The organism is Sorangiineae bacterium MSr12523 (assembly GCA_037157775.1).
In the GTDB taxonomy this organism is placed as follows: domain Bacteria; phylum Myxococcota_A; class Polyangia; order Polyangiales; family Polyangiaceae; genus Pendulispora; species Pendulispora brunnea.
In genome coordinates this window covers 9,945,961-9,960,355 of the sequence record CP089982.1, presented here as the reverse complement: position 1 = coordinate 9,960,355, position 14,395 = coordinate 9,945,961, and the positions used below count along the sequence as shown (strand labels likewise).

The 14,395-nt window shown below is 68.3% G+C and carries 3 protein-coding genes; all 3 read left to right on the top strand.

Annotation, left to right across the window (positions count from 1 at the left end):
- The first annotated feature begins 204 nt into the window (after positions 1-204).
- Genes LZC95_38950 through LZC95_38940 form a run of 3 tightly spaced genes read left to right on the top strand, consistent with a single transcriptional unit; the run spans position 205 to position 14,394 of the window.
- Positions 205-4,755 carry a type I polyketide synthase gene (locus tag LZC95_38950; GenBank protein WXA92418.1) on the top strand — a complete coding sequence of 1,517 codons (4,551 nt, stop codon included), beginning with the start codon at positions 205-207 and terminating at the stop codon, positions 4,753-4,755.
- Positions 4,752-10,091 carry a type I polyketide synthase gene (locus LZC95_38945; protein WXA92417.1) on the top strand — a complete coding sequence of 1,780 codons (5,340 nt, stop codon included), beginning with the start codon at positions 4,752-4,754 and terminating at the stop codon, positions 10,089-10,091. The genes LZC95_38950 and LZC95_38945 overlap by 4 nt, the downstream gene beginning before the upstream one ends.
- Complete coding sequence (locus LZC95_38940) at positions 10,075-14,394, top strand: type I polyketide synthase (GenBank protein ID WXA92416.1); 4,320 nt, start codon at positions 10,075-10,077, stop codon at positions 14,392-14,394. Before LZC95_38945 ends, LZC95_38940 begins: the two co-directional genes overlap by 17 nt.
- The last annotated feature ends 1 nt before the right edge of the window (position 14,395 follow it).

Below are 14,395 nucleotides of genomic sequence, written 5' to 3'. Positions count from 1 at the left end.
CTCCGGTTGCCGTGGCAACCGCGAGGTGCACGGTGCCGGCTCACAGCTGACGTCATCCGAATGAATGACGTAAATGGTTGTTCGATTTTTGATTTGACTTAATGTGTCAAAAATAGAAAAAGTCGGTCCCAAGTATCTAAGTTCGAATTCGATTCATTCGTGCTTCGTTCTTTGGATTGCGCAAAGAGAAAGTCTCTAAGGGGAATGAGCGGAATTCTCGACAAGTTGGACAAGCTCGATCCGGCCAACCGACGATTGCTGGCGGAAAGACTGCGTCAGAGCAAGGAAAAGCACGCGACGCGTCCGGCACACGCCGAGCCCATTGCGGTGGTGGGAATCGCCTGCCGTTTCCCCGGTGGGGCACGGACTCCCGATCGGTTTTGGGAGCTATTGATGCAGGGGCGAAGCGGCGTATCCCGCGTGCCCGCTGACCGCTTCCCCATCGACGACTACCACGACGAGGATCCGTCCGCGCCCGGCGCCATCCTCAGCGATCGCGGTGCGTTCATCGACGGGGTCGACGCATTCGACGCCGCCTTTTTCGGCGTGTCGCCGCGGGAGGCGCGGCGCATGGATCCGCAGCACCGTCAGCTTCTGGAGGTGGCCTGGGAAGCACTCGAAAATGCCGGCCTGACCCAAGCCTCGCTTCGAAAGCACTCCGGTGACGTGGGGGGCGTCTTCATCGGCCTGATGGGCAACGATTACTTTGCCACCGTTCAAGAGAGCCCATCGAACATCGACGCGTACACCAGCACGGGCACGCATTATAGTTTCGCGGCCAATCGGCTCTCGTTCCACTTGGACCTCAAAGGACCGAGCATGGCCATCGATTCGGCCTGCTCGTCCTCGTTGGTGGCCGTGCACCAGGCCTGCCAAAGTCTTCGCACCCGTGATTGCGATTTTGCCATCGCCGGGGGGGTGAACCTCGTTTTGTCCCCCACATTGAGTATTTCCTATTCCAAATGGGGAATGCTCAGCCCCGATGGCGAATGCAAGACGTTCGACGCGTCGGCCAATGGGTTCGTGCGTGGCGAGGGCGCGGGCGTGGTCGTGCTGAAGCGATTGGACGATGCGCTGGCCCATGGGGATCCCATCCTCGCGGTGGTCAGGGGGTCGGCGGTCAATCAAGACGGTGCGACCAGCGTCATCACCGCGCCCAATGGTCTTGCGCAACAGGCGCTGATCGGCCGCGCATTGAAGGCGTCCGGTGTCGACCCCGGCGCCGTCGGCTACGTGGAAGCCCACGGAACGGGCACCTCGCTGGGTGATCCCATCGAGGTGGAGGCGCTGAACGAGACCTACGGCAAGGCGGCAGGAAATGCCTGCGTGCTCGGCGCCGTGAAGACCAATGTCGGGCATTTGGAAGGCGCCGCGGGCATTGCGGGGTTCATCAAGGCGGTATTGGCCGTGCACCATGGTCGGATCCCGCCCAATCGCAATTTTCGACAGCTCAATCCCCTGATTCGCTTCGAAGGGTCCCGGCTCCGGCTGGCCAACGATGTTACGGAATGGACAACGCCCAGGGCGGAGCGCTTTGCAGCGGTCAGCTCGTTCGGCGCGGGCGGTACCAATGCGCACGTCATCGTGCAGGGTGCTCCGGAGCGGCCAATTCCCTCGAAAGACGAGACAGCGCGGGCTTCGTCGTCGACCGTGTGCGTCTCCGCGAAGAGCGAACGCTCTTTGCGCAAACAAGTGCAACGACTGGCGGGCTGGCTGCGTCGCGAGGGATGCACGCAGCGCATCGAAGACATTGCCTACACGGCACTCCAACGGCGGAACCATTTCGAGCATCGGGCCGCCTTTACGGTGGATTCGTCCGAAGGGCTGCTCGAGGCCGCGGAGGCCTTTCTGGCGGGGCGTGCGGCCCCGAGCTGGTGCTGTGGATCGGGGACGGCGCAGGCCGAGCGTCCGGTGTTCGTGTTTTCCGGCCAGGGCTCGCAATGGCGCGGCATGGGGCGCGGGTTGATGGCGAGCCACCGGCGCTTTGCCGCGGAGATTGCCGCGATCGACCGCGATTTCGTTCCGTTCGCGGGCTGGTCCATCGCGCAATCGCTGACCAGCGGTCGCGAGCTCGATGCGACGGAGATCGCGCAGCCGTGCCTTTTCGCCGTGCAGATGGCCCTCGTGGCGTGCCTCGAGGAGATGGGCATTCGGCCCGCGGCGGTGGTGGGGCATAGCGTGGGCGAGATTGCGGCGGCCTGCGTGGCGGGCGTCATGGATCGCGCCGCGGCGACGGCGCTCGTATTTCACCGCGCCAGGTTGATGCAGCGGCTCACGGGCGCGGGGAAGATGGCGGCCATCGGCCTTGCGCGCGAGGATATCGAGGCGCGCCTCGAGGCAAAGCCGGGGCTTGCGGTGGCCGCGGTGAACGGCCCGCGATCCGTGGTGGTGGCCGGCGAAGCTGCGCCGCTCGAGGCCTTGGTGCACGCGCTTCGCGCCGAGGGCGTGTTCACGCGGATGCTGCCCGTGGACTACGCGTTTCACAGCCCCCAGGCCGATGCGATTCTCGATGAACTCCGGCAAGCCGTGGATGGCATTTTCGGACCGGGCGCCCGCACGCCCGCACCCCGCCTGCCCATCGTGTCCACGGTGACGGGGGCCGAGCTTTCCGAGGGCACCGAGCACGCTGCCCATTGGACGCAGAACGTGCGACGGCCCGTGGTGTTCGCGCAGGCCGTGGCGCAACTGCTCGAGCAGGGGCACGACACCTTCCTCGAGGTGGGCGCGCACCCGGTGTTGCAGGTCGATCTGGGCGAGTCGTTCCAGGCACACGATGCGCGCGCTCGCGCCGTGGCCACGCTTCGCCGCGAGCAGGATGAAGCAGTTTGCCTGCGCGCCGTGCCCGCAGCGCTGTACACGGCCGGCGTGTCGCCCGACGTGCTTCCTGGTCCGCGGCAGGGCGCTCTGGTTTCCCTGCCGAATTACGCGTGGGAACATCGACGCCATTGGCTCGATACGGCCATGAAGTGGGTGCATTCGCTCGACTGGGAGGAGGTGCAGGCGCCCGCCATGCCGCCGCGTCGCGCGTCGTGGCTGGTGGTCGGTACGGCCACGGCGCTGGTCGACGCGCTCTGCGCGCACCTGCATGCGCAGGGGCATGCCGTCTCGCGCGCGACGCCGGATGCCGTGCGCGCCGTGGTGGCGGTCTCCGAGTTCGATCGCGTCGACTTCGTCGTGTACGTGCCCGAGAGCGTCGAGGAGAACCACGTCGAATCGAGCTGCTTGTCGCTCGTGCGCCTCGTTCAAGCGCTGGAAAAGGCTTCTTCGCCGTCCAAGGTGTGGATCGTCACCCGCGGGGCGCAAGTGGTGACCTCGGGGGAGAGCGTCCAACCTTTCGCCGCGCCCGTGTGGGGGCTCGGACGCGTTCTCGCGTTGGAGGCGCATCGGGCCATGGCAGGGCTCATCGACCTGCCGCTTGCTGCGTCGGACGACGAGGTGCCGGCGTTGGTATCGGCCATGCTGCAATCGGGCGGGGAGGATCAGATCGCCCTTCGCGCGAACCGCCGCTACGGGCTGCGGTTGCGTCCCCGCGCCGAGCAGGCGCACACGGCATCGCCGTGGGAGCTGGATCCCTCGGGCCTTTACCTCGTGACCGGCGGAACGCGAGGCCTCGGGCTTCTCGCCGCGAAGCGCTTGGCCGAGCGCGGTGCGCGCCATCTCGCGCTGCTGGCGCGGCGGGCGCCGGAGGCAAACGCGATTCGTGAGCTGGAAGAGCTGGGCGTCACCGTCTCGGTTCATGCCGCCGACGTGAGCGATCCCGCGGCCATGCGCGTGCTGTTCGATGCGTGGACGAAGGGCGCGCACCCGCTCAAGGGCATCGTGCACGCGGCCGGCGTTTCGCGCGACGTGCCCTTTGCCCAAGTGGACGAGGCGCTGCTCGCGGAGACGTTGGCACCCAAGGTAGCGGGCACGTGGTGCCTCCACCAGCTTTCCCTCGAGCACCCGCTGGACTTTTTCATCGTGTACTCGTCGGCCGCCTCCGTGTGGGGCTCCTCGGGCTTGGGTCCGTACGCGGCGGCCAACGAGTTCCTCAATGCCGTGGCCGCACACCGGCGCGCGCTCGGCTTGCCCGCGCTCAGCGTGTGCTGGGGCATGTGGGACGCGGAAGGCATGACCACCGCGGAAAGACGCCAAAGCTGGACCCGCCTCGGCATGCGTGCGATGGCGCCGGAGCGCGCTCTGGACGCGTTGGAGGAGCTCGTCGCATCGGGCGTGACCGTCGCGGCCGTGGCCGACGTGAAATGGACCACGTTCCGCCCGATCTACGAGATGAACGGCCGGCGCCCGCTGCTGGCAGCCCTTGCCTCCGCGGAGACGTCGGCGGCAGCGCCTCCTCCCGAAGTGGAAGCGGCCGCGTCGTCCCTCAAGGAACAGTGGCAGAACGAGCCGGCCTCGCAGCAGTGCGAACGCGTGCTGGCGCTTCTTCGTGAGACGGCGGCGCGCGTGCTCGGACTCGATGCGCGAAGCATCATCAGTGCCGAGCAGGGCCTCTTCTCGATGGGGTTCGACTCGGTCACAGCGGTGGAGTTCACCATCCGCCTCAATCGGCTCCTGGGCACGGGGTACTCCGCGACCATGGTGTTCGACCATCCGACCCTCAAAGAGATCCGCGACCTCGTGATGCGCGATTGCTTCGGATGGACGAATGAAGCCCCGGCCGAGGAGCCGCAAGGGCACGACCTGGAGGCGCTCCTCGCCTTCGTCGAAAACGTGAACGACGACGAGGCCGAGCGACTGCTCGCTCAACCGACATGAATTCCATCGACGACCGCATCAAGAATCTCTCCCCGCAAAAGCGCGCCCTTCTCGAACGGCAACTCGAACAGGGGAAGGCCACCGCCGTGCGCGAACCCATCGCCATCGTGGGCATCGGATGCCGCTACCCCGGCGGCGTGCACGATCTCGCGAGCTTTGGGCGCCTGCTCGAGAGCGGTGTCGATGCCGTGAGTGACATCCCCGCGGATCGTTGGGACGTGGAGGCGCACTATGCACCCGATCCTTCGGCCAAGGGCAAGATGGTCAGCAAGCGCGGTGGCTTTCTGCCCGACGTGAGGACCTTCGACGCCGACTTTTTCGGCATCTCGCCGCGCGAGGCGGAGAGCATGGACCCGCAGCAGAGGCTCCTCCTGGAGGTCTCGTACGAGGCCTTCGAGAACGCGGGCATTCCCACGACGAGCTTGAGCGGCTCCTCGACCGGCGTCTACGTGGGCATCACCCTGTCGGAGTACGCCGCCCGCGCGGCGGAGGATCCGCGTGCGCTGGACGTCTATTCGGGGACGGGCAGCTACTTGAACGTGGCCGCGGGCCGGCTTTCGTACGTCTATGGCCTGCAAGGGCCCTGCATGGCCGTGGACGCCGCATGCGCGTCCTCGCTGGTGACGGTGCACCTTGCCCTGCAAGCGCTGCGCAACCGCGAGTGCAACCTGGCGCTGGCGGGAGGCGTCAGCTTGATGCTCGCGCCGGAGACCACGATTTATCTTTCGCAGACCGGCGCCCTGGCACCGGACGGCCGCTGCAAGACGTTCGACGCACGCGCCAACGGCTACGTGCGCGCGGAGGGCTGCGGCCTTCTCGTGCTGAAACGGCTCTCCGATGCCCTGCGCGACCGCGATCGCATCCACGCGCTGCTGCGCGGCTCGGCGGTCAGCCAGGATGGAGCCTCCAGCGGCCTCACGGTTCCCAACGGTCGCGCGCAGCAGAAGGTGATCCTCGCGGCCCTCAAGGATGCCGCCGTTCGAAGCGAGGACGTCTCCTACGTCGAAGCGCACGGCACGGGCACACCGCTGGGCGATCCCATCGAGCTGCACGCCATTCAGGCGGCCTACGCTGCGTCCCCGCTTTATGTCGGCTCGCTGAAGACGAACCTGGGGCACGCCGAGGCGGCGGCCGGGGTGGGCGGCATCATCAAAACCGTGGTGGCGCTTCGTGAGAAGCGCATTCCTCGGCACCTGCACTTCGAGAAGCTCAATCCCGTCATCTCGATCGATGCCTCGCGCATCGTCATCCCCACCGCACCGGTCGCGTGGCCCGCGGATCGCAAGCGACTCGCCGGGGTGAGCTCGTTCGGCTTCAGCGGCATCATTGCGCACGCCGTGCTGGAAGAGGCCCCGCCCACGTCGGGCGATGCGGCGCCGGCACCGTCGGTCGGCGTGCTGCCCTTGACGGCGAAGCATCCGCGCGCGCTCGGTACCTTGTTGGCCTCGACGCGGGAAACCGTGGCGAGCTTGGACGAGGCGCGCCTTTCCGATTTGAGCTTTACGGCATGCCGCCGGCGCACGCACCACGGCCAGCGCGCCTGGTTTGCCTTTCGCAGCAAAGCGGAGCTGCTCCAGCAACTGGATGCGGCGGTGCGCGGTCATGCGCTGCCCGGGACGGTGCTTTTGGGGCGCGAGGCGCGGGACGGGGTGAAGGTCGCCATGGTGTTCCCCGGCCAGGGCTCGCAGTGGGTGGGCATGGGGCAGCAGCTCATGAAGAGCAGCCCCGCCTTTCGCGAGGCGATTCACGAGGTGGATCGCGCCTTTCGACCGTGGGCCAGCTTCTCGCTTTTGGAGGTGCTCGACGCGAAGCCGGGCACGGACCCGTTCACCGAAGTGTCGGTTGTGCAGCCCACGTTGTTCGCCGTGCAGGTGGCGCTGGCGAAGCATTGGGAAGCATGGGGCATTCGCCCTCACGCCGTGATCGGCCATAGCATGGGCGAAGTGGCCGCCGCCTACGTGGCCGGTGCCCTTTCCCTCGATGACGCAGCCGCCGTGATCTGCGGCCGCAGCCAGCGCGTGCAGGCAACCCGCGGACGCGGGGCCATGGCGCTGGTGGAAACGAGCGCCGCGGAAGCCATCGAGGCGCTCGCGCCTTACGGCGAGGCGCTATCCATCGCGGCGTACAATGGTCCGTCGACGGTGCTCGTGTCCGGCGAGCCTTCGGCCATGGACGCACTGTTGGCAACCTTGGATGCGCGCGGGGTGTTCTGCCGCAAGGTCAAGGTGGATTACGCCTCGCACTGCGCGCAGATGGATCCGTTGCTCGCGGGCATCCGTGCCGACCTGGCGCACGTGCGACCGCGGCGCGGGCACGTGCCAATCTACTCCACCGCGCGCGGGGCGATCCTCGATGGAGCGCAACTCGATGCCGAATACTGGGCGGAGAACCTGCGCCGTCCCGTGCTCTTTCACGAGCGATTGGAGGCGCTGCTCGCGGATGGTGTCCAGGCCTTCCTGGAGATCAGCCCGCACCCGGTGCTCCTACCGGCGATTCAAAAGACCATCGACGCCGCCGAAGGCCATCGGCCGGTGGCATTGCCCAGCCTGCGTCGCGAGGAGGACGAGGCGGCGTGCTTGGCGACATCCTTGGGGAGCCTGTTTGCGATGGGCCACGCGGTGGATTTCTCCCACGTGTGCCCGGCCTCGGGCGCGCTCGTCGACACACCATCGTATCCGTGGCAGCGACGCGAGTATTGGCTATCCAAATCGCGCCCGCGCCGCCGCGCGGAAGGGCACCCGCTGCTCGGCAGCGCGTTTCGGCCGGCGGCGGGACCGGAAGCTCATTATTGGGAATTCGACGTCGATGAGGATGGCCTGGCATTCTTGGCCGACCACCGCGTCCGCGGTATGACGGTCCTGCCTGGGACGGCCTATTTGGACTTTGCGCTTTCGGCCGCCAGAACAGTATCGGGGCTCGGTGCCGTGTCGCTGGCCGATGTCTCGTTTCGCGAAGCGCTCACCTTGTTGCCCGAGCAACCACGTCGGGTGCAGCTCGGCTTGGTGCGCGGTGAGGGCCTGCGAGGAACCATCGCGAGCCGCGATGCCTCGGCGCCCGACGAGTGGACGGTGCACGCGACGTTTCGTCTCGAGGCGCTGGAGGCGCAGGGATCCTCTCAGTTCGAGCGGACCGAGCGGACCGCCTCCATCGCGCCTCCGAGCGGGGCGGTGCTGCGCGACGGTAAGACGCACTATCGGCGGATGAACGAAGGCGGCCTGGCCTACGGGCCGCGATTTCAAGGGCTCTCCGAGGTTCATCTCGCGCCGGGCGAAGCGTTGGGGCGGCTGCGTTCCAGCGAGGAGCCCGATGCGGACGCCCATGTCTTTCATCCGGCGTCGTGGGATGCCGCCCACCAGGTGGTGGCGGCGCTGCTGACGCAGGGCGAGCATGCCTCGCATACGTGGATTCCGCTGGGCATCGAACATGCCACGGTGTTCGGCGATGCAGGTGCCGCCGCATGGGTGCGCGCGACGGCGCGCGTTCTGGAGGATGGAACCACCGCCCGCGGCGATGTGCTCGTGCTCGACGAGGCGGGGCGTGTGCTCGTGGAGACGCGCGGTCTGACCTTGCTGCGCAAGGACGCCGACGGCCTCGATGACGTGGGCCAATGGTTCTTCGAGCCGGTACTGCGCGAGCTCCCTCTCGTTGGAGATGGCACCGCGGAGCCGGGGGCGTGGGTCGTTGTCGGGGCACCGGACACGGTGCACGCGCAGTTGGTGGCCCATCTGCAGGAGCGTGGCGCTCGTATCGTTCCCGCGGATGCGGCCGCGACGTCGCTCGAAGGCGTGATCGACCTGCGCCCCTTCCAGCGTCCGGACGCGCCGCTGGACGAGTTGTACCTCGAGACACTTCAGCAGGCGCGCACCGTTCAGGGAACGAAGCTGGTGCTCGTCACCGCCGCGGGATCGCTCGCCGCGGCGTCCCTGCAGGGGCTCGGTCGGGTCATCGCCACCGAGCTGCCCAGGCCTCGCTGCGTGCGCGTCGAGCTCTCGGGGCCCGAGGAGACGAACGCGCTCGCGCGCGAGCTCTATGCCACGGACGACGAAGACGAGATTGTCCTGCGCGATGGAAAGCGCTTCGTGCGACGGCTCGAACGTGCCCGAACCGCGCCCGCGTCCTCGACGGCGATTCACCCCGAGGGGACCTATCTCCTCACCGGCGGCCTAGGTGGCTTGGGCCTCACCTTCGCGGAGTGGCTCGTCGATCGTGGGGCGCGCACCCTCGTTCTCGTGGGGCGGCATGCACCGACGCCCGAGGTGCAAACGCGCCTGGAGAGCCTCCGCGCACGCGGCGCGAAGGTGTGGGTACGCGAGGTGGACATCGCTCGGACCGATGCCGTCGCAGGGCTCTTTCGCGAGATGGACGGCGCACTCCCAGCGCTTCGCGGCGTTCTGCACATGGCGGGCGTTCTCGACGATGCCACGCTGTACCAGCAGGACGCGCGGCGCTTCGCCACGGTGGCAGGGCCCAAGGTCGAGGGCACGCGGCTTCTCCATGAGCACACGCGCGAGCGAAGCCTGGACTTCTTCGTCCTGTTCTCTGCGGGTGCTGCGTTGCTCGGCGCGGCCGGGCAAGCGAACTACGCCGCCGCCAACGCCTTCATGGACGCCTTTGCGGTGCAGCGGCAGGACGCGGGGCTGCCGGCGCTATCCATCAACTGGGGCATCTGGGACGAGGTGGGGCTCGCCGCCTCGAGCGCATTGCGCGGGCAGCGTCTGCAGGAGCAAGGGCTCGTGCCCATCGCGCCCGCCTTGGGCCTTCAGGCCTTCGAGCGCGCCCTAGCCCAGACGCGCGCCAACGTGGCCATCCTCCCGATTCGACTCGCACGTTGGTTTGCGCACCACCCGGAAATGGCGCGCGCATCGCTGTTCAAGGATCTCGTGCGCGGCGTCCTCCAAGCCGGCGTCGAGGCCGAGGTGCCGATCCTCGAGCGGCTGCGCGCGATGACCGATACGCGCGAGCAGCGCGAGACCTTGCGCCATTGGGTGCAGGGGCAAATGGCGGCCGTGCTGCGCCGCGATCCGGGCTCGATGGATCGCCAACAGAGCTTCAGCGCGATGGGGGTCGACTCGCTCATGGCCCTGGAGTTCCGCAACCGCCTCGAGCGCGCGCTGGGCGTGCGGCTGCCTCCGACCATGGTGTTCAACCACCCCAACTTGGACGCGCTCGGTGGCTTCTTGGAGACGAAGCTTTCGCTTTCGGCACCCGTCGAGGCCGCGCCGCCCGTCCCCCGCATCGACGCCCGCAATGGCGCAGCGTTGCTCGGTGCTCTGTCGCGGCTGTCCCGTTCGAAGACTCTCACGCCCAGGAACCAGGCCGATGTCGATGCTGAATGAGCTCCAGGAGGTGGTGGAAAGCCTCACCCCCGAACAGAGGACCCTGCTGGCCGAACTCCTCGCGGCCGGCACCGCCGACGAGCCCATGGCCATCATCGGCATGGCCGGTCGTTTTCCCGGGGCTCCGGACGTCGGCGCGTATTGGGAGCTGCTCGTCGAAGGCCGCGACGCCATCTCCGAGACGGCACGCGGCCGTGCGAACGGTGCGCGCTGGGGAGGCTTTCTCGAGGACGTCGAGCGCTTCGATGCGGAGTTTTTCGGCATCACCCCGCGCGAAGCGGCGGCCATGGACCCGCAACAGCGCCTCTTTTTGGAGACGGCCTGGGAGGCCTTGGAGGATGCCGGACTGCCCACCGCATCGCTGCGCCGAACGGCGACCGGCGTCTTCGTGGGCGTCTCCAATTTCGATTACATTTGGCATCAGTTCCGCAGCCTCGACGAGGTCGATGCGTACGCGAGCTCGGGCTCCGCGCATTGCATCATCGCCAATCGGATTTCGTACCTCTTGGACCTCACCGGTCCGAGCCTCGCCGTGGACACCGCGTGTTCCTCGTCGCTCGTCGCCGTGCACCTGGCCTGCCAGAGCTTGCGCGCCCGCGAGTGCGACATCGCGCTGGCCGGCGGCGTGAACCTGGTGCTCACGCCGCACCTCACGACCAGCCTCACGCGGTGGGGCATGATGGCGAGCGACGGCCGCTGCAAGACATTCGACGCCCGCGCGGACGGCTTCGTGCGCGGCGAGGGGAGTGGAGCGGTGGTGCTCCAACGGCTCACGGATGCGGAGCGCTCCGGTGCGCGCATTCTGGCGGTCGTTCGCGGGAGCGCGGTCAACCAGGACGGGAAGACCAATGGTCTGACGGCGCCGAATGGCGCGGCCCAGCAAGCCGTGATTCGCCAGGCGCTGGCCCGTGCCGGTGTAAGCCCCGCCGAGGTCTCTTATCTGGAGACGCATGGCACGGGGACATCGCTCGGCGATCCCATCGAGGTGGAAGCCATCCACGAGGTGTTCGGCGCGCAGGCCACGCGCTGCGTGCTGGGTGCCGTGAAGACGAACATCGGCCACCTCGAGCCCGCGGCGGGCATCGCGGGGCTCATCAAGGTCGTGCTGGCCCTCCGCCACGGGACCATTCCGCGCAATCTGCATTTCCAGGCGCAGAATCCGCACCTCACCTTGCCGCCGGGCATCGAGCTCGCAAACGAGGCGCGTCCCTGGGCAACACCGCGCGTGGCGGGCGTGAGCGCGTTCAGCTTTGGCGGGACCAATGCGCACGTGGTGCTTGCGGAGGCCCCTGCGCGCGCGACGGAGCCGGCCGAAGTCCGCGCAGCGCCGCACCTGATCCCGCTGTCGGCGAGCCATACCGAGGCGCGGCGCCAGATGGCGGCGCGGCATGCGCATCTCTTCGAGGCGGGGGATGCGGCGCTCACCGTGGAGGGCGTCGCCGGGCTTCGCGCCCTTCACCGCGATCATCTTGAGGAGCGGCTCGTCGTGCTCGCCGAGGGGCGCGCGGGCGCGGCGGAGGCGCTGCGCAGCTTTGCGGAAGGACGGCCGCACCCCGACGTCGTGTACGGGAGCAAGCGCCCGAACGCGCGATGCGTCTTCGTTTACACGGGGCAAGGGCAGCCCTGGCTCGAGATGGGCGCCGCGCTTTCGCGAACCGAGGCCGTGTTCCGCGATGCCGTGGCCGAGGTGGACGCCGCCTTTCAGCGCGTGGCGGGACGCGTCGAACGAGCGCCCGATCTCGCGCGAACCGATGTGGCGCAGCCGGCGATCTTTCGGCTACAGGTTGCGCTGACGAAGACGCTGGCGCACTGGGGGATCCGACCCGATGCCGTCGTGGGCCATAGCGTCGGCGAGGTGGCGGCCGCCTGGGCGGCGGGCATCTTGACCTTGGACGAGGCCGCGCGCGTGGTGCATCACCGTGCGCGCTTGATGGAGCGCACCGCTGGCCTGGGCGCCATGGCCTCCGTCGCACTGCCGCTCGCCGAGGCCGTCGCCTTCGTCGAAGCGCACCCCGAGGTGGTCATTGCGGCACACAACGGTGCGCGCGACGTGGTCCTCTCGGGCCGGCCCGAGGCGCTGGAGGAGGCGCTGCGCGCGCTCGAAGCGCGCGGCGTGCGGTGCAAGAAGCTCGCGGTGGCCTACGCCTTTCACAGTCCGCAGATGGACGCGTTGCAGGGCGAGCTCGTTCGCGAGTTGCACGGCCTTCGGCCCAAAGCGCCGCGCGTCGCGTTTCATTCCACGGTCACCGGCCAGCGCGAACGCGATGCCGTGGGCACCGCGGAATACTGGGCCAAGAACATGCGCGAGCGGGTGCGCTTCGCCGAGGCCATCGCCAGCACGCACGCGGAGGGCGCCTCGAACGCGTTCCTCGAGCTGGGACCGCACCCGGCGTTGACACCGTACATCGCCGACGCCCCGACCGCGTTTTGCATGCGACGCGGACAGGACGACCGACGCGGCCTGCTCTCGGCCGTGGCCTCGCTCTATGTCCACGGCATCGAGCCCGATTGGTCGCGCCTGGCGCCCCGCGCGGATCGCCGCGGATCGCTCCCGGCCTATCCTTGGCAGCGGCGTCGCCACTGGCTCGCGCTTCACGATGCACCGGCGCGCACGTACCGCACCGAGTGGATCGCCGACGCGAAGTCGCCGGCATCCGCCGTCCCCAAGCGCTACCTCCTCGTCGCGGGCGATGGCGCGCTCGCCGAGCAGCTTCGCGCGGCCATTCGGGCGTCCGGTGGCGTGTGCGAGGCGGACTCCTTCGATGTCGACGAGGTGCTGCTCGCGCTCCCCGCATTGCACGCCGCACGCGCCCTGGTGCAACGGCTGCTGGACACCGAGCACCGGCCCCGCGTCACCTTCCTCACCCGTGCGGCCATGCACCTGGACGGCGATATGGTGGCCGCACCGGAGCTCGCCGCCATCTGGGGCTTCGGCCGCGCGCTCGCACACGAAGAGCCGAGCCTCGCGGTGACCTTGCTCGATCTTCCCGCGCGTCCGCACCAAGGCGAGGCAAGCGCCATCGTGTCGCGGCTCGCGGGCACGGCGGCGGAACGCCAGGCGGCGTGGCGCACGGGACAGTGGTACGTGCCACGGCTCACGGCCCATGCTTTGCCAACCCCCGCACCGCTCGATGCGGAGGGCACATTCCTCGTGACCGGCGGCCTGGGCTCCCTCGGTCTCGCCACCGCCGAGCGGCTCGTGAGCTCGGGCGCAAGGACATTGGCCCTGGTCTCCCGGCGCGTGCCCAATGCCGAGCAGCGAAGCGCGATCGCCTCACTGCAGGCGAAAGGTGCACGCGTGGTGACCTTGCAGGCGAACGTCGCCGATGTGGACGATCTCGCCCGTGCGCTCGAGGAACTGCGCGCGTCGGCGCCGCCGCTTCGAGGGGTATTCCACGGCGCGGGCGTGCTCGAGGACGGCCTGCTCGCCGGCTCGAGCCCCGAGGCGTTCGATCGCGTTCTATCGCCCAAGCTCGATGGCGGGTGGAACCTGCACAGGCTCACGAAGGACATGAACCTGGAGCACTTCGTTCTCTACTCGTCGGCCACCGCCGTGCTCGGGGCCGCGGGGCAGACGAGCTACGCAGCCGCGAACGCCTTTTTGCAGGGCTTGGCCGAACATCGCCGCTCCCTCGGACTGCGCGCGGTGTGCGTGCATTGGGGCGCGTGGGCCGAGAGCACCATGGCCTCCGATGCGGTGGTCGCCCAACTTCGAAGCCGCGGGTTCGACACCATGGCCCAGGAGCGCGCGCTGGATGCCCTCGAGGGCGCGCTTCGCGATGGCACCACCGACGTCACGGTCGTGGAAGCGGAGTGGAAAACGGTGCTCGAGCAACATCCGCCGCTCGAGCATTTTCTCGAGCGGCTCGTGGAAAAGAAGCAAAGCGCGGTCGACCCCATCGTCACCGTGCTCGGTGTCACGCCCGCTGGACAGCGTTCCAAGGTGCTCTACGGGCACGTGCGCGCCGTGGTGCTCTCGGTCATGGGCATGCATGCGGGCACCGAGGTTCGTCCGGACCAAGGGCTCGTCGAGCTCGGGCTCGATTCGCTGCTGGCCGTCACCATCGCGAACCGCTTCTCGAGCGATCTCGCACTGCGGCTGCCCAAGACGCTCATTTACGACCATCCCACGTTGCAGCGGCTCACCGAGCACCTTCTCGGCGTGCTCTTTCCGCCCGAGGCGCAGCCTGCACGCGAGGCACTCGCCGCGCTCGACGCGCTCGAGGGTGCGAGCCACGAGACCATTCAGAGCCTTCTCGACGAGGAGCTCGCCAGCCTTCTGCCCTCCGCGGAGTTCGTCTAAT